Source organism: Dyella ginsengisoli LA-4 (assembly GCF_000334915.1).
Taxonomy (GTDB): Bacteria; Pseudomonadota; Gammaproteobacteria; order Xanthomonadales; family Rhodanobacteraceae; genus Dyella_A; species Dyella_A ginsengisoli_A.
Window position 1 is genome coordinate 164558 of sequence record NZ_AMSF01000015.1, and the last position, 24291, is coordinate 188848.

The 24291-nt window shown below is 66.6% G+C and carries 16 protein-coding genes; 3 read left to right on the top strand and 13 right to left on the bottom strand.

Features of this window, described 5'->3' with window-relative positions; genetic code table 11:
• Nucleotides 1-3: 3 nt before the first annotated feature.
• The 8 genes from cydB to C693_RS0103450 all read right to left on the bottom strand — a co-directional run bounded on the left by cydB (nt 4) and on the right by C693_RS0103450 (nt 9902).
• Nucleotides 4-1137 carry a cytochrome d ubiquinol oxidase subunit II gene (cydB, locus tag C693_RS0103415; protein ID WP_017460852.1) on the bottom strand — a complete coding sequence of 378 codons (1134 nt, stop codon included), beginning with the start codon at nt 1135-1137 and terminating at the stop codon, nt 4-6.
• 3 nt (nt 1138-1140) lie between these two features.
• Nucleotides 1141-2745, bottom strand: a complete 1605-nt coding sequence (locus tag C693_RS0103420) for a cytochrome ubiquinol oxidase subunit I (protein ID WP_017460853.1) — start codon at nt 2743-2745, stop codon at nt 1141-1143.
• Nucleotides 2746-2787: 42 nt separating this feature from the next.
• Nucleotides 2788-3402, bottom strand: a complete 615-nt coding sequence (locus C693_RS0103425) for an OmpW/AlkL family protein (protein WP_017460854.1) — start codon at nt 3400-3402, stop codon at nt 2788-2790.
• A 136-nt stretch (nt 3403-3538) separates the two neighbouring features.
• Entirely contained in the window at nt 3539-4006 is a 468-nt protein-coding gene (locus tag C693_RS0103430) for an OsmC family protein (protein WP_017460855.1), read from the bottom strand.
• Entirely contained in the window at nt 4003-7266 is a 3264-nt protein-coding gene (locus C693_RS0103435) for an efflux RND transporter permease subunit (protein ID WP_043598406.1), read from the bottom strand. Before C693_RS0103435 ends, C693_RS0103430 begins: the two co-directional genes overlap by 4 nt.
• On the bottom strand, nt 7259-8347 hold the full coding sequence (locus C693_RS0103440; RefSeq protein ID WP_017460857.1) for an efflux RND transporter periplasmic adaptor subunit: 1089 nt from the start codon (nt 8345-8347) through the stop codon (nt 7259-7261). Before C693_RS0103440 ends, C693_RS0103435 begins: the two co-directional genes overlap by 8 nt.
• A gap of 25 nt (nt 8348-8372) precedes the next feature.
• Nucleotides 8373-8582, bottom strand: coding sequence for a YgaP family membrane protein (locus tag C693_RS0103445; protein ID WP_017460858.1), 210 nt, complete (start codon nt 8580-8582; stop codon nt 8373-8375).
• Between the two features lie 30 nt (nt 8583-8612).
• On the bottom strand, nt 8613-9902 hold the full coding sequence (locus C693_RS0103450; protein WP_017460859.1) for an NAD(P)/FAD-dependent oxidoreductase: 1290 nt from the start codon (nt 9900-9902) through the stop codon (nt 8613-8615).
• Nucleotides 9903-10106: 204 nt separating this feature from the next.
• Here C693_RS0103450 and C693_RS0103455 point away from each other — a divergent pair, with 204 nt between their 5' ends.
• The 3 genes from C693_RS0103455 to C693_RS0103465 all read left to right on the top strand — a co-directional run bounded on the left by C693_RS0103455 (nt 10107) and on the right by C693_RS0103465 (nt 11940).
• Nucleotides 10107-10466, top strand: coding sequence for an ArsR/SmtB family transcription factor (locus C693_RS0103455; protein ID WP_017460860.1), 360 nt, complete (start codon nt 10107-10109; stop codon nt 10464-10466).
• A gap of 62 nt (nt 10467-10528) precedes the next feature.
• A complete protein-coding gene (locus C693_RS0103460; RefSeq protein WP_017460861.1) occupies nt 10529-11287 on the top strand; it encodes a cyclic nucleotide-binding domain-containing protein in 759 nt (252 codons plus the stop codon).
• Nucleotides 11288-11373: 86 nt separating this feature from the next.
• On the top strand, nt 11374-11940 hold the full coding sequence (locus C693_RS0103465) for a GNAT family N-acetyltransferase (protein ID WP_017460862.1): 567 nt from the start codon (nt 11374-11376) through the stop codon (nt 11938-11940).
• Between the two features lie 108 nt (nt 11941-12048).
• On the opposite strand, the gene C693_RS0103470 is transcribed toward C693_RS0103465, so the two are convergent.
• From C693_RS0103470 to C693_RS0103490, 5 genes are all read right to left on the bottom strand, one after another.
• Nucleotides 12049-14511: an EAL domain-containing protein gene (locus tag C693_RS0103470; protein WP_017460863.1), complete on the bottom strand. Its 2463-nt coding sequence runs from the start codon at nt 14509-14511 to the stop codon at nt 12049-12051.
• Nucleotides 14508-14966, bottom strand: coding sequence for a response regulator (locus C693_RS0103475; RefSeq protein WP_017460864.1), 459 nt, complete (start codon nt 14964-14966; stop codon nt 14508-14510). Before C693_RS0103475 ends, C693_RS0103470 begins: the two co-directional genes overlap by 4 nt.
• A complete protein-coding gene (locus tag C693_RS22505; protein WP_017460865.1) occupies nt 14963-19336 on the bottom strand; it encodes a PAS domain S-box protein in 4374 nt (1457 codons plus the stop codon). Before C693_RS22505 ends, C693_RS0103475 begins: the two co-directional genes overlap by 4 nt.
• 413 nt (nt 19337-19749) lie before the next feature.
• Nucleotides 19750-20271: a type IV pilin protein gene (locus tag C693_RS24345; protein WP_277813078.1), complete on the bottom strand. Its 522-nt coding sequence runs from the start codon at nt 20269-20271 to the stop codon at nt 19750-19752.
• Nucleotides 20264-24253: a pilus assembly protein gene (locus C693_RS0103490; protein ID WP_017460867.1), complete on the bottom strand. Its 3990-nt coding sequence runs from the start codon at nt 24251-24253 to the stop codon at nt 20264-20266. The genes C693_RS24345 and C693_RS0103490 overlap by 8 nt, the downstream gene beginning before the upstream one ends.
• Nucleotides 24254-24291: the final 38 nt, after the last annotated feature.

The window sequence follows — 24291 nt, forward strand, 5'->3', positions numbered from 1 at the left end:
CCTTCAGTACGCGTGTTCGTCGTGCTGGATGGCCGCGGCATCGACCTCGCCGCGCATCACCCAGAACGCCCAGCTGGTGTACCAGATCACCAGCGGCACGAACACCGCGGCAAACCCGGTCGCCCACAGCAGCGTGGTCTGGCTCGACACCGAGTTCCACAGCGTCAGGCTCTGCGACGGCTCGCTGCTGGACGGCATCAGGAACGGGAACAGTGCCGCGCCCACCGTGCCGATCACGCCGATCCAGGCGCCCGCACCCAGCCACCAGGCCAGCGTGGACCGCCTGCCGCGCACGGCCAGCAGGCCCAGCAACATGCCGGCATAGCCGAGCGCCGGCACCGCCCACAGCAGCGGCTGGCTGCGGTAGTTGGCCAGCAGCCCGCCGGCCACCACGCTCGCCTGCTGCTGCAGCGGGTTCTGCGGCAGACCGGGCGCCGGCGCGTGCTCGAGCACGAAGCCCGGCAGGAACGACACCCAGATGCCACCGAGCGTGAACAGCACGATCGCCGCGATCGCCGCGCCCATCGCCGCCTTGCGTGCACGGGGTGCGACAGCACCGCCGGCGCGCCCCATCAGCATCACGCCACCCATGTAGATCGACAGCGAGAGCGACAGCAGGCCGCAGAGCACGGCGAACGGATTGAGCAGGGACACGAAGCTGCCGGTGTAGTACGAGCGCATGTCCCAGTCGAAGTGGAACGGCACGCCCTGCAGCATGTTCCCCATGGCGGCGCCGTAGATGATCATCGGCACCGCGCCGCTGACCAGCAGCGCCCAGTCCCAGGCGTTGCGCCAGGTGGCCGAAGGCAGCTTGCTGCGGTATTCGAAGCCGAGCGGGCGCACGATCATCGTCCACAGCAACAGCAGCATCACCACGTACAGGCCGGAGAACGCCGTGGCGTAGATCAGCGGGAACGCCGCGAAGATCGCGCCGCCGCCGAGGATGAACCACACCTGGTTGCCGTCCCAGTGCGGCCCGATCGCGTTGAGGCAGACCCGACGCTCGTTGTCGTCACGACCGACGAAGCGCAGCAGCGTGCCCACGCCCATGTCCATGCCGACCATGATCGCCAGGCCCATCAGCAGCACGCCGAGCACCAGCCACCACAGCACCTTGAGTCCGAAATAGAGTTCCATCGATCAGTCCTCCTTGCGCATCATGGCCACGGCCGCTGCGCGACCACCCAATGCGGGACGCGGTGGCGCGTGATCGCCGTGCCCATGGCTGCTCGGCCCCTTGCGGATGAACTTCACCATCAGGGTCATCTCGATCACGATGAACACCGTGTAGAGCGTGACGAAGCCGATCAGCGAGAACACCATGTAACCCACGCTGTGGCTGGAGGCGGACATCCAGGTGGGCAGCAGGCCATAGACGGTCCACGGCTGCCGGCCGATCTCGGCGGTGAGCCAGCCGAACTCGTTGGCGATGAACGGTATCGGGATCATCCAGGGCGCCAGCCGCAGGAACCACTTGCGGTTCTCCACGTCGTTGCGCACCGAGAAGATCACCGCCAGCACGAAGTAGGCCAGCATCGCCAGGCCCAGCCCGACCATCACGCGGAAACTCCAGAACATCGCGAAGACGTTCGGCACCGCGTCATTGGCGGCTTTCTGGATGTCCGCCGGCGTGGCCTTCTCCACGTCCTGGTCCGGCGCGTAGCGCTTGACCAGGAAGCCGTAGCCGAGATCCTTCTGGTGACTGTTGAACTGCGCCAGGGCATCGACGTTGGTCGGATCCTTGCTGAGCACCTTCAGTGCCGCGACGGCCGGGATGCCGTTGGCGATGCGCTTGGCCGCATCGGCCTCGATCCAGTCCACGCCCGGGATTTCCTGGGTCATGGTGTGGGTCAGCAGGGGCGTCAGCACGTAGGGCACCTGCACTTCGAACAGGTTGCGCTTCTGGTCCTGCGAAGGCCAGGCGATCACGTTGAACGCCGCCGGCGCCGGCTCGGTCTGCCACATCGCTTCCATCGCCGCCAGCTTGGACGGCTGCGCCTGGCCACCGACGAAGCCGAGCGCGTCGCCCAGGGTGATCACGCCCGCCGTGGCCAGCACGCCGAACAGCGCGGCCATGCGGAACGAACGGCGCGCCATCGCCATGTGCCGGTTGCGGTACATGTAGTAGGCGCTGATGCCGGTGACGAAGATCGCCGCGGTGACGTAGCCGGCGATGCTGGTGTGCACGAACTTGGCCTGGGCGTCGTGACTGAAGATCAGGCTGGAAAAGCTGTCCAGCTCCATGCGCATCGTGACCGGGTTGAACTTCGCGCCCACCGGGTCCTGCATGAAGCTGTTGGCGATCAGGATCCACAGCGCCGACAGGTTGGTGCCGAAGGCCACCAGGTAGGTGACCAGCAGGTGCTGCACCTTGGACAGCCGCTTCCAGCCGAAGATCATCAGTCCGACGAAGGTCGACTCCATGAAGAAGGCCATCAGCCCCTCGATCGCCAGCGGCGCACCGAAGATGTCGCCGACGAAGCCGGAATAGAACGACCAGTTGGTGCCGAACTCGAACTCCATGGTCAGGCCGGTGGCGATGCCGAGGGCCATGTTCACCACGAAGAGCTTGGCCCAGAACTCGGCCATCTCGCGGTAGATGGCCTTGCCGGTGGTGACGTAGACCGTCTCCACCGCCGCTATGAAGAAACTGAGTCCGAGCGTGAGCGGTACGAACAGATAGTGGTAAAGCGCGGTGACAGCGAACTGCCACCGCGAGAGTTCAACAACGGTACTGTCGATCATGTCCTTGTTCCCAGTTGGACGAAGGTGATCGCATCTCCGGTATCAGAAGCGGTAACCGATGCTCAGGCCGTAGGCCAGCGGATCGATCTTGGCCTTGCCGACCTTGGTGCCGTTTACCTTCACGTCACCGGCGATGCTCATCCAGCGTACATCCGCAGTGGCCAGCCAACGATCGTTGATGCGGAAATCGAGGCCGGCGTGCGCGGCTGCGCCGAAACTGTTTGCGATGCTTACATGCGTGCCCTGCAGCGGACCGACGCCGCGGGTCTGGAAGAAATTGGTGTAGTTCAGGCCCACGCCCACGAACGGCGAGACGGTGGCGTCGGGCATGAAGTGGTAGTTCACCCCTACCGTCGGCGGCAGGTGCTTGGTGGTCGCGGCGGACACGCCGTTGAGGCGGACGGTGTGCTTGAACGGCAGCGCCGCCAGCACGTCGACACCCCAGTTGCGGTCGAACATGTATTCGATGCTGAAGGTCGGCTTGGTGTCGCTGTTGATGGTGGCCTTCATGCCGGCCAGCGTGCCGTTGTTGGACTTCGGATTGACGGTGTGGACGCCGACCCGGAACACCCACGGCGAGGTATCGGCGGCGTGGGCGGCGGATGCGGCACCAAAGGCGAGGGCCAGGGCGGTCAGGGCAAGAGCGGATGCTTTCATGGGGCGTTCCTTTGTTGTTGTGTCGAAAGACGGATGCATTGTCATCAGCCCTTCGTTTCGCCTTTTGACCGCCGTCAGTTCCTTCGATGTGATTTGGCCAGCTGCGACGCCCTGCCGCAGCCATCGGCCTGCCGCCCTACTCCGCCTCGCTGTGATGGACCAGCTGGCCGTCGCGGTCGCGCACGCTCACTTCCACCGGCACGCCATCGCGCACGCTACCGGTCACCACGCAGAAGTGCTCGAACTGCGCCAGCAGGCGCTCGGCCTGCTGGTAGTCGGCCACCGCCTCGGGCAACTCCAGCGTGACGGCGATATGTTGCACCCGCAGTCGCCCCTCATCATTGCGGCCCAGCGTCGCACGTGCCCGCGTCACCAGCGTGCCCGGGCTGTTCTTGAACTTGCGCAGCGCGAACAGCAGGCTCGCACTGAGGCAGTTGGCCACGGCCGCCACCAGCAGGCGCGAAGGATTGGGGCCGTGATCGGTGCCCAGCGGCGAGGTCTCGTCGGTGACCAGCTCGGGGATCGGCGTGTCGTCGAAGGCGATACGGAAGACGTAATCGCTCTCCTGGGTCAGGGTCAGGGTGAACTCCTGGGTCTCGCTCATGCGTGCGCTCCTTCATCGGTGATCGCCGCGGTCTTCCGGCGGCGCCGATCAAGCATGGCGTAATACAGCAGCGGGATCACCAGCAACGTGAGCACCGTGGACACCAGCACGCCGAACACAAGCGATACCGCCAGGCCCTGGAAGATCGGGTCGGTGAGGATGAAGAATGCGCCGAGCATCGCCGCGATGGCGGTCAGGATGATCGGCTTGGCGCGCACCGCGCCGGCCTCGATCACCGCTTCCTCCAACGGCAGGCCGCTGGCGATCGCGTGGTTGATGAAGTCCACCAGCAGGATCGAGTTGCGCACGATGATGCCGGCCAGCGCGATCATGCCGATCATCGAGGTGGCGGTGAACTGCGCGCCGAGCAGCCAGTGGCCCGGCATCACGCCGATCACCGTCAGCGGGATCGGCGCCATGATCACCAGCGGCACCAGGTAGCTGCGGAACTGGCCGACCACCAGCAGGTAGATCAGCACCAGGCCCACCGAATAGGCGATGCCCATGTCGCGGAAGGTCTCGTAGGTGATCTCCCACTCGCCGCTCCAGCTGATCGAGTAGTGGTCGTCACCGATCGGCGCCCCGGTGAAGTGCTGGGTGAGCGTGTGGCCGTCCACCTTGCCCGCGCCGAGCTTGCCGACCAGCCGGAACATGCCGTAGATCGGGCTGTCCTCGCTGCCGGCATCGTCCGCGGTGACGAAGGCATAGGGGCGCAGATCCTTGTGGTACACCGCGCCGGCCCACGGCTCGTCGCTCACCTTCACCACCTCCGACAGCGGGATCAGCGCACCGCTGCGCGAGCGTACCCGCAGCGAGAGGATGGTCTGAGTCGACGCCAGCGCCGCCGGCGACAGCCGCAACAGCGCGGGCACCGCGTACTTGATACCCGGCTCGCCGAGATACGTGGCGCGGTCGCCGCCCATGGCCGCCTGCAGCACCGAGACGATCTCGGCCTGGCTCACACCCAGCGTGGCGGCATGCTCGCGGTCGATCTCGAACACCTTGCGGCGCGCCGCCGGACTCTCGACGCTGGAATTGATGTCGGCGATGCCGTCGGTCTGGCCGAACATCTGCTGCATCGTCCGCGCCAGCTGACGCTGGCCGCCGTAGGACGGCCCGTAGATCTCCGCCACGATCGGCGCCATCACCGGCGGACCCGGCGGCACCTCGGCCAGCACCATGTGGGCGTGGTACTTGTGCGCCACCGCGGCCAGCGCCGGTCGCACCGAACTGGCGATCTCGTGGCTCTGTCGCGAACGCTCGTCCTTGTCGACCAGGTTGACCTGGATATCGCCCTGGTACGGCTGGTTGCGCAGGTAGTACTGGCGCACCAGGCCGTTGAAGTTCATCGGTGCGGAGGTGCCGGCATAGATCTGGAAGTCCTTCACCTCCGGCACCTTGTCGATCACCTGGCTCATCTCTACCAGCACGCGCTGGGTCTGCTCGAGGGTGGAGCCCTCGGGCATGTTGAGCACCACCTGGAATTCGCTCTTGTTGTCGAACGGCAGCATCTTCAGGATCACCGCCTTCACGCCGACCAGGCCCACCGCCAGCAGCACCAGCAGGCCCATGCCGGCGAACAGCATGCGGCGCTTGCGCGACGCGCTGCGTCCGGCGAGGAACGGCGTCATCAGTCGCTTGAAGAAGCGCTGCAGGAACGCGTCGATGCGCGATGGCTTGGCCGCATCACCGACCGGGTGCGCTTGGTGCTCGTGATGGCCAAGCAGCCGGAAGGCCAGCCACGGCGTGACCACGAAGGCCACCGCCAGCGAGATCATCATGCCGGCCGAGGCGTTGATGGGAATCGGGCGCATGTACGGGCCCATCAGGCCGCCGACGAAGGCCATCGGCAGCAGCGCCGCGATCACCGTAAAGGTGGCCAGGATGGTCGGGCCGCCGACCTCGTCCACCGCCTGCGGGATCGCTTCCAGCAGGCGCTTGCCGCCCAGTGCCATGTGCCGGTGGATGTTCTCCACCACCACGATGGCGTCGTCGACCAGGATGCCGATGGAGAAGATCAGCGCGAACAGCGAGACGCGGTTGATGGTGAAGCCGATCGCCCACGAGGCGAACAGGGTGATCGCCAGGGTCACCACCACCGCCACGCCGACCACCACCGCCTCGCGCCAGCCCAGCGCGAACAGCACCAGCGCCACCACCGCCAGGGCGGCCAGCGCCAGGTGCAGCATCAGCTCGTCGGCCTTCTGGTTGGCGGTGTAGCCGTAGTCGCGGGTGACCGTGACGTGCACGCTGTCCGGAATCGAGACGTTGCGCAGCGCGGCGATGCGCGCCTGCACCTCGCTGGCGATGGTGTGCGCGTTGGTACCGGCCTTCTTGCCGATCGCGATGGTCACCGCCGGCACAAGCCCGGTCAGCGGGCCGGCCTTGCCGGGCGGCGCACCGAACGAGGCGAACTGGCTGGGCTGGTCGGCACCGGCCGTCACCTTGGCCACGTCGGACAGGTACACCGGCTTGCCGCCGGACAGTCCAATCACCAGGTGGGCGACCTCGTCGGCATTCATCAGCAGGCGACCGGCCTTCACCGGCACGTTGCGGTTGTCGCCGATCTCGCTGCCGACGTCGGCCGCCATGTTGGCCGCCTTCAGCGCCTGGTCGAGATCGCCGACGGTGAGCTGGTAGTTGGCCAGCTTCGACGGATCGATCTGCACCGTCACCGCGCGGTCGGGCGCACCGAGCGTGTAGACGTCACGCGTACCGGGGATGCGCTTGACCTCGGTCTCCAGCGTGTGCGCGACCCGCGCGAGCTGCTCGGCATCCACCTCGGGCCGGTCCGACCACAGCGTGAGCGCCATCATCGGCACGTCGTCGATGCCGTACGGCTTGACCAGTGGCTGGCCGACGCCCAGACCGGGCGGCGCCCAGTCGGCGTTCGAATAGATCTTGTTGTACAGGCGGACCAGCGCCTCCTGGCGCGGCACGCCGACCTGGAACTCGACCGTCACCACCGACATGCCCGGACGGCTCATCGAGTAGACATGCTTGATTCCGCGGATCTCCGAGAGCTTCTGCTCCAGCGGAAACGACACCAGGTGCTCGACGTTGTCCACGCTGGCGCCGGGAAACGGCACCATGACGTTGGCCATGGTGGCCTCGATCTGCGGGTCCTCCTCCTTGGGCGTGATGATCGCCGCGGCGATGCCCAGCAGCAGGCCCGCCAGGGCCAGCAGCGGGGTGATCTGCGAAGCCTGGAAAGCCCGTGCAATGCGCCCGGAAATGCCCATCTTCCCTGCTTCACTCATGGCCGGACGCATCCTTGGCGCGATGCTGCGCGAGGAAGTTCAGCGCCGCCACCGGATCGGTCGCGATGGTCTCGCCGTCATCCAGGCCGGCCAGCACCTGCACCCGGTCGCCTACCGGATCGCCCACGCGCAGCTGGCGCAGCGACACCCCGTGATCGCCGATCACGTAGACGCCGATCAGCTCGCCACGCCGTACCAGCGCGGAGGCCGGCACCAGCAGCTGCTTCGTGTCACCGACGGGAAAGGCCACTTTCACCGATGTGCCCGGACGCAGGCCACTGTCCTGCCCCGGCACCTCGACGCGCACGGTGAAGGTATGCGTGGCCGGATCGGCAGACGGGAACACGGTGATGTCCTTCGCCGGCACGCGGCGCCCGTCGGCGATGATGGTGGCGTGCTTCGCGGCGCGGATCGCGTCGACCGAACTCTGCGGCACCTGCACGCTGACGCGCAGGGCATCGAGGGACTCCATCGCGATCAACGGCTGCGGCGACGGCGGCCCGGACTGCACCGCCTCGCCCACGTGCACGAAGCGGCGCGTGATCACGCCCGCGTAGGGCGCACGGACTTCGGTGTAGTCCACGCTCTGCTTCGCCTGGGCAAGCTGGGCCTGCGCGGCGTCCAGCGCGGCCTTGGCGGCATCGCGCCGGGCACGCACGCTGTCCATGTCCGATTTGGACACGTAGCCCTTGGGCAGCAGCGCGGAGAAGCGTTCGAACGACGCCTGCGCATCGCCGTAGCTGGCCCGCGCCGAGGCGAGCTGCGCCAGCGCCGCATCGCGCGAGGATTTCTGTTCCACGTCGGTGAAACGCACCAGCACGGCGCCCGCCGGCACCACGTCGTTGACGTCGTGGGGCAAGGCCAGCACGCGGGCGTTGGTCTGCGCGGTCAGGGTGACCTGGTTGACCGCCTCGACGACGCCGTCCCAGGTCTGCTCGCGGGACGCATCCCCGGAGTGGATCACCTGCGAGGCAAGCGACGGCCGGGGCGCCTGGCCTGCCGAAGGCGCGGACTTGTCGCCGCAGCCGGCGAGCAGGGCCAGCGCGAAGAAGGGAACCAGGTGGCGCACACGCACGATCATGTCGGTCTCTCTCGGGGAAGGTGGATCAGCGTTCGCCGAACGCACAGCCCGGCTTGAGGCCGACCTTGCGCAGGATCATCGCCAGCGGGCAGAAGCCGGTGAACGCCGACTGCAGCAGGTTGGCGCCGACGAACAGGGTGAGCAGCAGCCACCACGGCGAGACGAAATGGGCCAGCGCCACGCTCAGCAGCACCACGCTGCCGGCAAACGCGAGGACGAAACGATCGATGTTCATGACGGTTCTCTGGTGGAAAAGGGATCAGGATCAGTGCTTGCCGGTACCCGGTTTGATGCGCTCGATACCGAGCGCCTTCATCACGTAACGCTCGTACAGCGGCTCGCTGGTGCCGGCGCGCATCTTGCGCAGGAAGTACTTCTCGTAGGCCACCTTGGCCACATGCACCCACTTGCCCTCGCGGGCCCAGGTGACGTTGCGCGGCGGGATCTGCGGCAGCGCTACGAAAGCGGCGCCGCTGTCGCCCATGTCGGCCAGGCACACCGCGTTCCAGGTGGCTTCGGCGGTGCCCTCGCGCCCTTCCAGGTCGGCCTTGAGGTTGGCCACCAGCGTGCTGACCATCGACTCGATCATGAAACCGGTCTTCGGCGCGCCGGTCGGCACCGGCGTGACTTCCACCGGCGGGATCGCCACGCACACGCCGGCGGAAAAGACGTTCCGGTAGGTCGGATTGCGCTGGTGCTTGTCGATCAGCACGAAGCCGCGCGGGTTCACCAGTCCCTCGACGCCGCGCACGGCGTCGACGCCGGTGAAGGCCGGGATGATCATCGAGTAGGCGAACGGCAGCGTCTGCTCACCCGCCGGCTTGCCCGCACTGTCGAGGGTGGACACGTGGAACTGGCCGTCTTCGATCTTCTCGATCTTCGAACTGGTGATCCAGCGGATGTGGCGCTGGCGGAACTGGCGCTCGAGCAGGCCCCGCGAGTCGCCCACGCCGCCCAGGCCCATGTGGCCGATGTACGGCTCGCTGGTGATGAAGGTCATGGGCACCCGGTCGCGGATCTTGCGCCGGCGCAGGTCGGTGTCCAGCATCAGCGCGAATTCGTATGCGGGACCGAAGCAGCTGGCGCCCTGGGCCGCGCCGATCACGACGGGCCCGGGGTTCTTCACGAACGCTTCGTAATTTGCCCAGGCGTCCTGGGCATGCGGCGTGGTGCACACCGACTGGGTGTGCCCGCCATGCGGCCCCAGCCCCGGCACCTCGTCGAATGCAAGGCGCGGCCCGGTCGTGATCACCAGGTAGTCGTACGCCAGGCTACGCCCATCCTTGAGCTCGACGCGGTTCTCCTGCGGAAGGACCTTGGCGACGCCGCAGTCGATGTAGCCGATGTCGCGGCGACCCAGCGCCGGAGCCACCTCGACCTGGATGTCCGAAGGCTTGCGCCAGCCGATCGCGACCCACGGGTTGGATGGCGTGAAGGAGAAGCTCGGCGCCTCCCCCACGACGGTGATCGCGTGACTGCCGCCGATTGCGGCACGCAGTTCGTAGGCTGCGCACATGCCGCCGATACCGGCGCCAATGACGATGACGTGTGCCATGAGTGGACTCCTTCTGGTGGTGCGCCGGAGAGGTCGCGACGGGCCCGACGATGCTCCCAAGGGGGAGCCTTCGACTTGCCGCTGATCAAATGTGCACTAAATTAGTAATTTCTAATGTAGTGTCATCTTAATTAGCTTCAAGCTAAAATGTCAACGTCGTCCGCGGGACAAGCCCGCCCCCGGATCCATCGCGAGATCGACTCCATGAAAAGCTCCCATCCGCCACCGCCGGTCGAACTGGACATCGATGCCATGCGCGAGAACGCCGACCAGGCGGCCTCGTTGCTGAAGGTGCTGGCCAACGGGCAGCGGCTGCGCATCCTCTGCCTGCTGCTGGGCGGGGAGCGCTCGGTCAGCGACCTGCATGCGTCGATGACGTTGAGTCAGTCGGCGCTGTCCCAGCATCTCGCCCGGCTCCGGCAGGACGGCCTGGTCACGACCCGACGCGAGGCGCAGACCATCTACTACGCCCTGAGCCCTGGTCCGGCGCTGCAGGTGATCGAAGCGCTGCACGGCATCTACTGCGCACCGGCCGCGAGAGACGATTGCGCGGCAATCGGTTAACCTGCCATGACACCGCAAGCACCTGTTGCACCTTCTGCCTTGGACAGGGAAAGAGCATCCGCATGGATACCAGCAGCGTTCTCGACCTGAACCAGCTCCGCCGCAGTTGCGCCTCGTGTGCGTTGCACGAGCTCTGCCTTCCGGCCGGCATCGACGGCGAGGACCTCAAGCGGCTCGACGCCACCATCCGCGACAAACGCACCCTGGATCGCGGCGAAGCACTGTTCCGACAGGGCGGCCAGTTCCATGCGCTGTACGTGGTCCGCTCCGGCTCGCTGCGCACCTTCGTCGAGGATGCATCCGGCAACTCCCAGGTGCTGGGCTTCCATCTGCCCGGAGAACTGGTCGGCGTGGACGCCCTGGCCAACGACCACCACGCCAGCCAGGCCGAGGCGCTGGAACGCTCGAGCATCTGCGAACTGCCCTACGAGCACCTCAACCATCTGCTGGCCCAGATGCCCTCGCTGCAGCGGCAGCTGATGCGCGTGGTCAGTCGCGAGGTTGCCGCCGAGCACCAGCACATGGTGGTGATGGGTCGCCAGCCGGCGCAGGAGCGCATGGCGATCTTCCTGCGCAGCCTGTCCGACCGCTTTGCCCGCCTGCACCGCGACGGCAGCACCCTGAACCTGTCGATGTCGCGCTATGACATCGCCAGCTATCTCGGGCTGGCGGTGGAAACGGTCAGCCGGCTGTTCACGCGGATGGAGGAAGCCGGCATCCTCGAGGTAAGCCGCAAGGCGGTCACCATCCTGCGCCCGGACCTGCTCGAAGCCATGTGCAGCAGCCCGCGCACCGGCAGCAAGAAAGGCGGCGCTCTCTGAGGCGTCGCCCGTGGCCTTGACCGACGTCAATCCGGTTGCGCGCGCGGCCGCCTAGGATGCATGGGCACCCTTGCCGGAAGCCCGCCATGAACGCCCAGCCCCCTGCTCCGCTCGACCCGCAACTGCCGCCCGAAGCGCTCGAAGGCACGCACTGGATCGACACCCTGCGCGATGGCACCCGCGTGCTGATCCGCCCCCTCCGCGCGGAAGACCGCGAGCGCGAGGAAGCCTTCATCGAACGCCTGTCCGGAGAATCCCGGCGCTACCGGTTCCTCTGCGATTTCAAGGAAGTCAGTCCGGCGCTGCTGCAGCAACTGATGGACGTGCATTATCCCGAGCAGATGGCCTTTGTCGCGCTGGCCCACGACAACGGCGAGCTGCGCGAGGTCGGGGTCAGCCGCTACAGCGCCACCGGCGACGGCAGCCGCTGCGAATGCGCGGTGACAGTCGCCGACGACTGGCGGCATCGCGGTCTCGGCGTGGTGCTGATGCAGCACCTGATCCACGTGGCACGCCGCAACGGCTTCAAGCAGATGTTCTCGATCGACTCGGCCGAGAACGAGGCCATGCGCGAGCTGGCTCACCACCTGGGTTTCCAGCGCCACCTCGATCCGGACGACGCGGCCCAGGTGATCCATACCCTGGCATTGTGATCACCCCGTGCCGGCGGCCCGCATCGTCGCGCCCTCGCGCTGCCCGCCCCCGGGCAAAGCGCGCGATGCGGGTCTGCCGTGCATCGCGCTTCCGCTCGCCCGTCGGGTTCAGACCTCGTTTGACGCGGCGGCAACGGTCGGCTGACGTTGCAACCACTCCCCCGCTGCATCGGCGTGCATCGGGCGGCTGATCAGGTAGCCCTGCAGAGCGTCGCAGCCCAGGATCTTCAACAACCGCGCCTGCTCGGCCGTCTCCACGCCCTCGGCGACCACCCCCATCTGCAGCTGATGCCCCACCGCGATCACCGTGCGGGTGATCGCGACGCTGTCGTCGTCGTCGGGGAGATCGCGGATGAAGGACTTGTCGATCTTCAGCCGATCGACCTTGAACTGCCGCAGGTAGGAAAGGCTCGAGTAGCCGGTGCCGAAATCGTCGAACGCCAGCCGAACCCCCAAGGCCTCGAGCTTCCGGATGGCCTGCAGCGCACGGTCGATGTTTTCCATCAGCGAGGACTCGGTCACCTCCAGCTCGAGCTGCTGGGGCTGGAGCCCGTGGCGCTGCAGGGTCTCGGCCACCAGCTCGGCAAAATTGGGGCGCTGCACCTGCTGCGCTGCCACGTTGACCGCCAGCACCAGCCCTCCGCCGATGCCCTGATCGATCCAATGGCGCAGTTGCATGCAGGCGCGGTCGAGCACCCACTGTCCCAGCTCCGGCATCAACCCCATGCCCTCGGCCACGGGAATGAAGCGGTCGGGCATGACCAGACCGAGTTCCGGGCTGTTCCAGCGCAGCAATGCCTCGAAACCGAGCAGCCGACCGTCCTGCGCGCAGACCTGCGGCTGGTAGTCCAGGTAGAGCTCGTCGGCCTGCATCGCCGAGCGCAGCCGCGCGCCGAGCATGCGGCGATCTTCCACCCGCAGCATGTCCTCCTGCGCGTAGGCGCAGACCATGTCGCGCCCCAGATGCTTGGCACGGGTCATCGACGCCTCGGCCCGCAGCAGCAGCTCGGAGAGATCCTCGACCCGCTCCGGATAGCTGGCCACGCCGATGCTCATCGTGACCAGCACCTCGCCGGTGGCGATGGCGATCGGCTGCGCGGCTTCCTGGCTCAGTGCCGCGGCCAGTTCCATCGAGTCGCCCAGCGCCATGCCGGGCAGCGCGATCACGAACTCGTCGCCGGTGAACCGGGCCACCCGGCCCCGTTCGCCGACCAGCGCACGCAGACGCCCGGCGATTTCCGCCACGATGCGGTCGCCGACCTCGTGCCCCATCGCCTCGTTGATGGCGTGGAAATGGTCGACGTCGGCATAGACGAGCGTCATCGGGCGCTGCGCATGCAGGCGCCCGTGCGCCTCCAGCATCGCCTCGATCACCGGGTAACGCGCCAGCCCGGTCGCGGCGTCGTGGGTGGCGGCATAAGCCAGTCGGGCTTCGGTATCGCGCTGCTCGGTGACGTCGCTCTGGATCCCGATGTAGTGCGTGACCTCGCCCCGGGCATCCCGCACTGGCGCGATATAGAGCTGGTTCCAGAACAGCGTGCCGTCCTTGCGGACGTTGCGCAGCAGCGTGCTGAATTCCTGGTGGTTGGCCAACGCGTGGCGGATGCCTGCACGCTCGGCTTCGTTGTCCTCGTTGCCGTGGAGAAAGCGGCAATTGCGCCCCAGCACTTCCTGTCCGGAGTAGCCGGTGATCCTCTCGAACGCCCGGTTGATGAAGATCACCGGCATGTCGGGCTGACGGGCGTCGGCGATCACGACACCGTTGCCGGTGGACTGGATGGCGCGCTCCAGCAGATGGCGACGCGCGTCGGCATGAACCCGGGCACTGATGTCCTGCAGGTGTGCAAGTACGGCGCGCCGTCCGCGGTAGTCCATCTCGCGGTAGATGCCCTCGACCGGCAGGGAGGAGCCGTCGCCACGACGGTGCTCCCACATCGTCGGCTGCCCATCGAGCAGTTCGCCCGCGGACAGCATGCCGGCGAAACGCTCGCGCTCTCCTGGCGCGAGCAGCGTCTCGAAGGCACGACCTTCGAGCGAGCCTTGCGCACCACCGTACTGCTTCTGGGCCGCGGCGTTGGCGGCCAGGATGCGTCCCCGGCCCGGATCGAACAACACCAGCGGCACCGGCCCCTCGTCGAACAGCAGCCGGTGACTGGCCTCGCTCTCGCGCAGGACCTCGACGAACCGGGTGTGATCGACCGCGTAACGGATGCTGCGCGCCAGCCGCTCGGCGTCGATCAACCCCTTCACCAGGTAATCGCTGGCGCCGGCCTCCATCGCAGCCATGTCGACCGCCGGGTTGCCGCGCCCGGTGAGCACGATGAAGGCCCGCGTCAGCCCCTCGCGGTTGACCGTCTCGATCAGGTCCAGCCCGCTGGTCGGGCCGAGCAGGTAATCGACCAGATAGACGTCGTGCTCGCCCTCCCTCAGCGCGCTCAGCCCCTCTTCCGGTGTCGCGCACCAGTCGAACTGGTAGCCGCCCGCACTGGCGTCGCGGAGCATGTCGCGGATGAGGATGAAATCATCCTCGTCGTCATCCACCACCAGCACGCGCAGCGGCGTATGGCTCATGCACCCTCCCTCAACCCACTGGACGGCAACTGGACGACGTCCATCCAGTACCGCTCCAGCGAACGCAGCACCATGATCAGCTCGTCGAAGCGCCGCGGCTTGGTGACGTAGGAATTTGCGCCCAGCTGGTAGCTGAGGCGGATGTCCAGCTCTGCCTTCGAGGTGGTCAGGATGATCACCGGCAGATGGCGCAGCCGGTCGCTTTCGCGAATCGCCCGCAGCGCTTCACGCCCGTCCATCCGGGGCATGTTGAGATCCAGCAGTACCAGATCCGGCAATACCTCGTTTGCCGCGACGTCACGCTCGGCCAGACGGGCCAGCAGTTCCACGCCGTCGGCAACGAAGTCGATCGCCACCTCTACCCCGCTCTCGGCGAAAGCGTCGGACAGCAGCACGCGGTCGTCCGCATCGTCTTCCGCCACCAGTATCGACAACGTCCCCTGCAACTGCGTCATGAACTCGCTCCTGGCAGATCCCTGTTCGACAGCGGCGCATCCGGCAACTCCCGCGCCGGTCCCGCCGCGCGGGCCGGCATCACGACGACGAAACGCGCCCCCTGACCACTCGCCCCCTCCGCCCACACCGTCCCGCCATGGCGCTCCACGATACGCCGGACGATGGCCAGCCCGATACCGGTACCAGGGTAGACATTGCGCGGGTGCAGTCGCTGGAACGGGGCAAAGATGCGCTCAGCGTAGGACGGATCGAACCCGATTCCGTTGTCCTGCACCGAGATCTCCCAGCGTTCGGTGGTGATTCCCGCCTCCCCCAGCGGCTGGGCCGATATCGTGACCAGGCACGGGCGGTCCGGTGCGCGGAACTTCAGAGCGTTCGCCAGCAGATTCTGCAGCAACTGGCGCATCTGCGTGGGATCGGCTTCCAGCTTCGGCAACGGCCCGGTGTCGATCCGCGCTCCGACCTCCTGCACGCGTGCATCGAGGTCGTCCAGCACCGTGGCCAGTTCGGCGGAGAGGTCCACCGGCACCAGCGCTGCCGGACGCGTCCCCACGCGCGAATAGGCGAGCAGATCGTCGATCAGCGTCTGCATGCGCGACGCCGCGTCCCCCATACGCTGCAGGTAGTCGCTGGATGAGTCGTCCAGTTGCCCGGCGAGACGGGACTGCAGGCGATCGGAGAACGCCTGGATCTTGCGCAGCGGCTCCTGCAGGTCATGCGAGGCCACATAGGCGAAATCCTGCAGCTCGCGGTTGCGGATGCGCAGGTCGTCCATCGCCTTTTCCAGCGCCTGGTCGGCCTGGCGCTTGGCGGTGACGTCGCGAGCGACGGCAAAGATCTGCCCCTCGGGAGACCGACGCGAAGTCCACTCCAGCCATACGTCGCTGCCGTCGGAGCGACGCAGGCGGTTGACGAAATGCGACAGCGGCTCGCCACTCTCGTACTGCCAGGTGACCGCGTCTTCGGTGGCCATGCGGTCCTGGGGATGGACCAGCTCGACCAGCGGCATGGCCAGCAAGGTGGCCTCGTCGTAGCCGAGCAGCCGGCAAAAGGCAGGATTGACCTGCACGAAGTACCCGCTGCCGCCGTCGAAAATGCAGAACACCTCCAGCGAAAGTTCGAAGAAGCGCTGGCGGTCGAGCAGCGAGCGGCGCGCTTCCTTGATGTCGCCGATGTCGCGGAATGCCAGCACCGCACCCGCCAGCCGGCCGCCGATGCGCAGGGGGGTGGCGACGTAGGCCACGTCCAGCCTGTGCCCGTCCCCCAGCGAGAACGACGCGTCGTCGTCGCCGGCCAGGTCACGACCGTCCAGGATCCCTCCTACCGCACTCCGGACCTCCGGCGGCAAGGCCTCCGGATACGGCAATCCGTAGGAAGGCAGATCCAGCAGGCGGGCGGCCGTGCGATTGAGGAAGGTCGGGACGCCGCTGGCGTCGACCGCCAGCAAGCCCTCGCCGACGCTTTCGGCCACCGCCGAGAGCAGGGCCAGCTGGTTCATCGTGGTCTGCTGCGCACTGCGCAGTTCGCGATGATCCTGGAGCACGGCAAACAGGCCATGGGCCCGCTGCTCGACCATGATCGGCAGGGTCACGAGATAGCCGGGAAAGCGGTCCTGGGCTCCCTGCACCTCCACCTGCAGGCGGCCCGCCTCGCCGCTCGCGGCGCTGGCGAGCGCCGCCTCGATGCGGGGATGCTCGTCCTCGATGAAGAAGCGCGCGAACAGGCGCTGCCGGAGTTCGGCGGGCATCGCCCCCAGCAAGGTCGATGCGGCGGCATTCGCCTGGGTGATGCGCCCTTCCGCATCGAGCGCGAACACCGCGTCCGGGTGGTGATCGAACAGGGAGCGGAAGCGCTGCTCGCTCTCGCTGAGCTGCCGGAAGGCCAGCTCGTGCTCGATCGCGATCGAGGCGAGCGCTGCCAGACCGTCGATAGCGGCCAGTTCCTCCGTACCGGGTTCACGGATCTCGCCGTAGTACACCGCGAAGGTACCCAGCACGCTGCCGTTGCGGGCCAGGATCGGAGTCGACCAGCAGGCCTGCAGGCCGTGCGGCAGTGCAAGCGCCGCGTAGTTCGCCCATAGCGGGTCGGTGGCGATGTCACTGACCACGACCCGTTCCCGCCGCCACGCGGCGGTGCCGCAGGATCCCGCCTCCGGCCCGATCGCCGCACCGTCGATGGCCTTCATGTATTGCCGCGGGAGGTGCGGAGCCGCGCCATGACGCAGCCGTCCGTCCTCGAGCAGCAAGACGGAGCATAGCGACTCCGGCTGTTGCGCCTCGCAGGAGCGAACGATGGCCTCCAGCACATCGGGGAGCGAGCGGCCGCTTGCGATCGCCGTCAGCACCTGCCGCTGCGCCGCCTCCAGTTCCTCGATCCGATGCAACCCGGTGTGGTCGCGCCCGATCGCGTAGATGCACTGCGCACGCTCCGACCAGATGCCCGACCACTGCATGTGCAGCAAACGCCCATCGCGCGTGAGGTTGCGGTTGCGGAAGTTCGGGTTCGGATGCCCCGCGGCGATATCCGCAGCTGCCTCGAACGTGGCCGCGACATCATCGGGATGGACCAGCCGGGTGATCGATTCGCCGACCAGGCTCTCCACCGGATAGCCCCACAGCCGCTCGGCCGCCGCGCTGACCCGCAACAAGCGCCCTTCGCGATCGAGGACGATGATGACGTCGGGGGCACTGTCCATCACCAGCTGGGTCGCTTCCATCGCCTGCAGCAGCGCCTCGTGTACGCGCTCCTGCTCGGTGATGTCCTGCACCGCACCGGCGACGATCGGATCGCCTTCCTTGACCACCAGTTCGGCCAGCGCCCGGATCACCCGCACCTCCCCGTCCGGGCGGATCATCCGGTAGCGCCGGTCGATGCGGTCGTCCCCGCGCTCGAGGCGCTGCTGGTCGTCCGCGAGCGCCGCCCAGTCCTCCGGATGCACCCGTCGCCGCAATGCCTCGATGCCCTTCTCACCCGGGCTTTCCTCGACGCCGAAGATGGCGCAGGTCTCCGGCGACCAGTGCAGGTAGCCGCTGCGCAGATACAGCTCCCAACTGCCCATGCGCCCCAGTTGCAGCGCGTGGCGCGAGTCGGCATCGCGCTTCAGCAGCTCACGCTCACGACGCTTGCGCTCGGAGATATCGTGCAGGTAGACGGTCAGGCCGCGCGCATGGGGATAGACACGCATTTCGTACCAGCAGCCCTCGGCCTCGCTCGTTGCCTCCAGCGTGACCGGCCGCCCGTCCCGCATGGCGTCCTGCCACCGGCGGTGCATGGCTCCGCCCGCGCCTGCATCGTCGAGCAGGCCACCCAGCACCGACCAGCACGACACGTCCTGCAGCGCATCGGCATTCGCCTGGAACATGCGCGCCGCCTGCGGATTGACGTAGGTGAAACGCCACGTCGGGTCGACCATGAAGACGCCGTCGCTGATGCTCTCGAGCACGGCGATCATGTCTTTTTCGGCATCCGCGAGCGCGGCCTGCATCGCTTCGCGCGCGTGCACCTGATCGCGCAACTTGCCGCTCATCAGCATCGCCTGACGCTCGCGGGCCCTGGCCAGGCCGGACAGGCTCAATGCCCAGGTCAACAGCACGGCCAGCGCAATGCCCAGCAGCAGCACCATCCACGTCGGTCGCTGGTCGGCGATCCGCCCCGGGGCGCCGGACGTCACGCTCCACCGCTGGCCGTAGAGCGACATCGTGGCCGGAGGGGGGCTGCCGGCCGCGTGGACGACGCCGCGGGCAAAAATGGTCTGCCGGCCCTGCTTGATCAGCAGCGAATCCGTACCTTCCTGCGATGCCAGCAGACTGGAGAAGAACCGGTCAAACGCGACTATGGCCACTACATAGCCCACCCGCCCGCCTGAGGTCACCACCGGAGCGACCAGCAGCTCGCCCGGCTGGCCGGACAACAGTTGAACGGGTGCGCTGAGGCGCACCACGCCGTCGGCATCCACCGCATCGAAGACCGCGCGACGATCGGGCGCTTCGTCGAGTTTCGCGCCCAAGCGGACGCCGGGCGCGGAGCGCACCAGATTGAGGCGCAGCACCCGGTCTGTGTCGGCGAATGCGAGCGCGCGCAGGCCGGGCATGTCGGCGAGAAACGCCGCCGCGTCGAGTTTGAACAACTCGCTCCTCAGCGGCTCGTCGACCATGCCAAGACGCTTCGCCAGACGCTGCACGGCCGTCGCCTGGACGTCCATGCCGGCCCGCAACGCCGTCGTCAGTCCCTGCTGACGGCTGTGGGCGAGCGCCGCCTCAAGGGATGCCTGCCTGCGGTCGAGCACGCTCCAGAGGATGGTGGTGAGCAACACCACGAGCATCCCCGTCGCCACCGGCACGAACCAGTTGCGACGGACTTTGTCAGCCAACGGTGAGGACTCGTCTATCAAGTCTGCCGGCCATGTGGCTGGACTCCGGCGGAGCCTGCGCCGCTCGTTCGCGGGGCGGCGCACGCCATGAATCGCAGCGGGAGCACTCGTCGCGACCTGGCGCAGGATCGCCGGAAAACAGAGACAGGAATCTCGCCGCGACCGTGCAGCGGCGCACTCGTCGGCCCCGACGCTCGCGCGTCAGCCGATCGACAGCGTCCTGATTGCCGCACCGACGAGGCGATGCGAGCGCCCGTCCGACTGCGCGCCATGTCCCCTCCCCACGGCCCGACACCTGCCCCAGATCACCCCTGGGTCAAACAAATACCATGGCATGGTTGCGGCTCGCCAGTCTGGGGCGCGCCCCGAACGCCCCGTCCCGCGCTTTCTGGCTGGCTAGCCGTGGAGCTGCGCTACCAGCAGGAATCCAGCGCGGGGCCGCGCGTGCCGGTCTGGTCCAGCGTCAACGTGCCACAGGCAGTGTCCCGGGTTTTCTGCGCATCTTTTGGCTTTGCCTGCACGGTGTAGGCCGTCGCCGATACCGCGGGCAGGCTGTAGTCGTAGTTGTTCCCCGTCTGCGCCGCGGTGGAGCAATCGAGCGCTGGGAGCGCGTTCGCCTTGCCGGAGGACGGATCCTTGTCATAGCGGAGATAGGTCGTGTAGTAGCGCTCCATGTAATTGGAGTACTGCGACAGACACGCCTCGGCCGCGACCCGGTTGGTCTTGGTCACATGCTTGATGTAGGACGGAATCGCGATGGCGGCAAGGATCGCGATGATGACGATGACACTCATCAGCTCGATCAGCGAGAAGCCGGTGTCACCCCGCCTACCCGCCCTGCGCCGGGGACGCGCGCTTCCATCGCCCTGTGCCACCGGCTCGCCGACAAGGGGCTCCATCCGATCCGTACGCATCATCTGGATCTCCTTATTCATTGATCAGCTCTCGCCAGGACACGCGCTGCACGTTGCTGCCCGCGCCGGAGGTGTAGATGCTTCCGACGTCACCGTTGTCGTAGCTGTTGAGCATGTTGTTGCCCACGAAGATCGGGTTGTTGGGGATCGAGACAAAGCCCACGCCCGCGGCGTTCGCAGTGGTGCCATCGGGCAGCTTGACCTTGTCGCTGCCATTGATCGCGCCATCGCCATTGAGATCGAAGAAGGCAGGATCCGGGTTGGTGCCGGTGAAAGGCTCGATCGCCATGATCCAACCGCTACCCGACGGGTTGCACGGGTCCGTGGCCGTGGGAATCCGCGTGGTTCCCACCAGCAGGCTGCCCTGGAACTGGTTCGGCGTGACCATCCGCTCACCCTGTGCGTTGTAGCCCGCAATCACCCCGTTGCTGTCGGTATAGGGCTGCTCCAGGTTGAGGTACCAGCCGGACTGCGCCGGGTCCGCGGAGGTTGCATCGGTGGCGCCGATGTTCGCCTCGTTGGTGGTGGCCTGGGTCACCACGCGGGCAGCCAGGGTGGGAGGTACCGGCGGCGTGGCCGTCGCATCGCCCGGGGAAGCGGACGTTTCAAGAATGATGCTCCGCTGCTTGAGCGACGACAGGCCCTTCGACAGGTTTGTCACCAGATCGGGGTACTTCGGCGAATCCACGATCAGCGCGTACCAGGTCTGCACCTGCTTGTCGGCAAGATCCGACGAGGCCAGATAACGGCCCGTACCGAAGAACAGCCAACGGTTCCCGGTAAGCGGATCGCGGCCAACGAGCATGCCCGCGGTGATCGGCTGGGCTTTGCTGCCATCGCTGGTGGTGAACAGCTTGGTACCGGTGGAATCCGGGGTCGCGGCAATGCTGGTGGTTCCGCTGACGGGATCGGTCACGGTCTTGCTGATCTGGAACGACCACACCCGGCCCTGCAGGTCGCCGGCATAGGCGACCGAGCTCACCGCATTGGTCGCGTCGTTGATCCAGACCGCGGGTGCGGCCAGGCCATTCTGGCCGGTCGCGTCGGTAGCATGGACGCTTAGCGCGCCGGTGCCGAGATCGAACTGCAGCAGCGCCGCGGTACCGCTTGCGCTGTTCATGCCGTTGCCCATCAGGACCGCCCACTTGCCATCGGCTACCTGGGCCACCACCGGCTTGCCGATCATCTGACCGATGTACTTGCTGTTGCCATCGGCATTGCCATCGTTTGCCGAGCGCTCCCACAGGAACTTGACGTCCGTGGGACTGGTGACGTCCAGCGCATAGATCGTCCGGGCAAGACCGCGCCCGGTGGTACCGACCAGCACGGTATGCCAGGCCGAGTCGGTCTTGAAGTAGGCATCCGCGACGGTCAGCTCGCCATCGTTGAAATACTGGTGCGGGGCGCTGTCGGTCCCGTAGTCCGGGTTCGCCAGATCACTGATGCCGTAGAACTTGCCCGAGGACGTGCTCGTGGTTCCGGTTGTACCGGTGCTGTCGGTGATCACGCCGGCAGGCAGGTAGGCATAGTCCTCGGCGCCCGTGGTTGCGTCGAAGCCGTGCAGCATGCCGTCGTTGGAAGCCACGTAGATCACGGCGGTCCGGCTGGCCTTATCCGAGGCGAATTTGGCGTAGGTGCTCGAACCGGTGAAGTTCGTGTTCTGGAACTGATTGGGGTTGGAGGCTCCCACGTACACCGGCTGCGAATCCACGATGTCACCGAGCACGAAGTGCTTGGCATCGGCGATACGGCTGCGGTACTTCCCTCCGGTGGTCGTCTTCTCCAGGGACGCGTCGCCGCGCAGGTAGTTGATGATGTTCTGCTGCTCGGTCGCCGAGCTGCCCAGAGCGTTCTGCTCGTTGGTGGACAGCACGCTGGGGTCGCTGAACTTCACGTAGGTCGCGGCATCGGGGTTGTAGGTGTAGATCGTCCGGTCCGCTGCGGCCGGCATCATCGTCGCCGCGTTCCATTTCGCGTTCGAGGAAATCTGGCCCTTCACCTGGCCCAGGCTCGGGTTGTCCGCGGTGAAGATCTCCAAGGCCTTCAGGTCACCCTTCCACGTCGCGGTGTAGTAGTTGGCCTGGTACGCGAACGTGCCGGTGTTCAACTCCGTGGAGTTGGCCGCCAGGCTGGCGCCGGTACCCACGCGCTGCGAGGCGCGGTTGAGGGCGCTGCGCAGGCCTTCGGCAAAGGCCTCCGGCGAGGTCGCCGAGTAGAAGCCACCGTGCCCGTTGATGGCCGCATGCGCCAGGTCGGCGATGTTGTTCAGGTCGTTCGACTTGGGTTTCGGCCAGGCGAAGTTGCTGATCGCCTGGGTGGAGTCTCCATTCGCCCAGGCCGTGATCTTGTCGATGTCCAGTGCGACGTCGTCGCTGGTGCTGGTCGTGCCCTTGTCGTCCACGGGCGTGAAGCCAAGGCCGATGGTGAAGGACACCATGTGCTGCCAGAACGCCTTGTCTTCGTCGTTGGTGGGAACCTCGTTGCTGATGTCCGTGCGCAGGTCGGTTTTCCAGTACTTCATCGCCACGTCGGACAGCGTGTCCGAGTACGAGTCGCTGAAAGGTGCGGCCGCCTTGTACCCGTACTTGGTTCCATGGGGATCGGTGTAGACGGTGCCGTCGGTGTTGTCGACATTGCCGTTGCCGGGCGACGAGCCATTCCAGAAACCGTCGGTGGTCAGGATGGTGTAGGACTGACGGCAGGCGAGCATGGTGTCGGTGTTGTCGCCATAGTCCGGGTCGGTCGCCATGGTCTTCCACGGCGTGTCGGTCTTGTAGTACTTGCCCACGTTCTCCAGCGCGGCACGCAGCGGCGTGCTTCCGGTGGGGTTGGTGGAGGCGATCCAGGTCCAGAAGTCTTCCTTGGCCGTGCAGTCGGTACCGACGCAGAACGGCTTCACCTGGGCGATGCCGGTGTCGTAGCTGCTGTAGCCGGCCTGTGTGGTGAACGTGTAGGCATCGCTGCCCAGCAGGCTTTTCGCGCTGCCGTCGATGTCGCCGTAGCCCACCCGGAAATCGGTATTCAGGCCGGAGAACGCGGTCATCAGGCCACTCTTGGCCATCAGCATGCGGGTGCGGTAATACGAGAACCAGTTGGCGACGTTCTGCTGCGTTGCCGCGCTGTAGTCGCAATCGGAGCCCGAGGGAGCCACCGAACAGTCGTCCTGCGACTTGCCCACGTAGTGCTGGACGTAACCGCTGCCGTCATTGGTGGTGTAGGCGAACAGATAGGCGGTTTTCGTGCCCGTGGTCGCGCACTGCTTCTTGTCGCTGTCGTAGGTGCCGCCCTGCGGGCACGTGGGCGTGTCCGGGGTGTAGTACGTGTAAGAAGTCTCGGCGTGCTGGCACTGCCCCCGGCCGGTGTTGTAGCTGTCGCCGCGGTTGCAGATGGGGTAATAGCTGCCGTGATATTTCTTCCACGTGGCGTCGTAATACGTGTACGTCGTGGCGCCAGCCGTCGCGCACTTTCCGGAATTCGTGCCGCTGGTCACCAGGGTATCGCCGGAGTGACACCCCAGGGTCGCGTCGTAGTAGCTCGGCACGGTGACGGTGAACTGCTCGTAGTAGTCGTAGCTTCCGGAGTACTCGGTGACGTCCACCTCGTGCTTGGTGGACTGGTCCTGGAAGCCGTCGGCGAACGCATTGCCGATGCCCGGGGAGTTGGGGTAGGTACCGCCATCGGCCGTCGGCGGCGGTGAATAGATCACGCCGGGGTTGTAGTAGGTGCCGTTATTCCCGGGGTAGCGCAACACCTCGTTGCTGGAATGGTCGATATAGCTCCAGTCCGGCATGTAGTCCGAATCCATCGATCCGGAGTCGTCCAGCATCAGTACGATGTTCGGTGGCAGGGCGGCCTGGACGATCAGGGGTGCCTGATCGACCGGCACCGTGGCGGCAGCGGCGTCCGGAGAGTGCACCGCGCCGACGAGCCATACGAGCGCGCTGGTGACCATCACCCGGCTGAAGAAGCTGTGCAGCCTGCTCTTTGGGCGGAAAATATTCATGGCAATTCACTCTATCGGCGCCGCACCGCTGACCGGGC

Bases quoted from the DNA above. Each gene is read 5' to 3' on its own strand.
- cydB (WP_017460852.1), bottom strand. From the start codon at position 1,137: ATGGAACTCTATTTCGGACTCAAGGTGCTGTGGTGGCTGGTGCTCGGC.
- C693_RS0103420 (WP_017460853.1), bottom strand. From the start codon at position 2,745: ATGATCGACAGTACCGTTGTTGAACTCTCGCGGTGGCAGTTCGCTGTC.
- C693_RS0103425 (WP_017460854.1), bottom strand. From the start codon at position 3,402: ATGAAAGCATCCGCTCTTGCCCTGACCGCCCTGGCCCTCGCCTTTGGT.
- C693_RS0103430 (WP_017460855.1), bottom strand. From the start codon at position 4,006: ATGAGCGAGACCCAGGAGTTCACCCTGACCCTGACCCAGGAGAGCGAT.
- C693_RS0103435 (WP_043598406.1), bottom strand. From the start codon at position 7,266: ATGAGTGAAGCAGGGAAGATGGGCATTTCCGGGCGCATTGCACGGGCT.
- C693_RS0103440 (WP_017460857.1), bottom strand. From the start codon at position 8,347: ATGATCGTGCGTGTGCGCCACCTGGTTCCCTTCTTCGCGCTGGCCCTG.
- C693_RS0103445 (WP_017460858.1), bottom strand. From the start codon at position 8,582: ATGAACATCGATCGTTTCGTCCTCGCGTTTGCCGGCAGCGTGGTGCTG.
- C693_RS0103450 (WP_017460859.1), bottom strand. From the start codon at position 9,902: ATGGCACACGTCATCGTCATTGGCGCCGGTATCGGCGGCATGTGCGCA.
- C693_RS0103455 (WP_017460860.1), top strand. From the start codon at position 10,107: ATGAAAAGCTCCCATCCGCCACCGCCGGTCGAACTGGACATCGATGCC.
- C693_RS0103460 (WP_017460861.1), top strand. From the start codon at position 10,529: ATGGATACCAGCAGCGTTCTCGACCTGAACCAGCTCCGCCGCAGTTGC.
- C693_RS0103465 (WP_017460862.1), top strand. From the start codon at position 11,374: ATGAACGCCCAGCCCCCTGCTCCGCTCGACCCGCAACTGCCGCCCGAA.
- C693_RS0103470 (WP_017460863.1), bottom strand. From the start codon at position 14,511: ATGAGCCATACGCCGCTGCGCGTGCTGGTGGTGGATGACGACGAGGAT.
- C693_RS0103475 (WP_017460864.1), bottom strand. From the start codon at position 14,966: ATGACGCAGTTGCAGGGGACGTTGTCGATACTGGTGGCGGAAGACGAT.
- C693_RS24345 (WP_277813078.1), bottom strand. From the start codon at position 20,271: ATGAATAAGGAGATCCAGATGATGCGTACGGATCGGATGGAGCCCCTT.
- C693_RS0103490 (WP_017460867.1), bottom strand. From the start codon at position 24,253: ATGAATATTTTCCGCCCAAAGAGCAGGCTGCACAGCTTCTTCAGCCGG.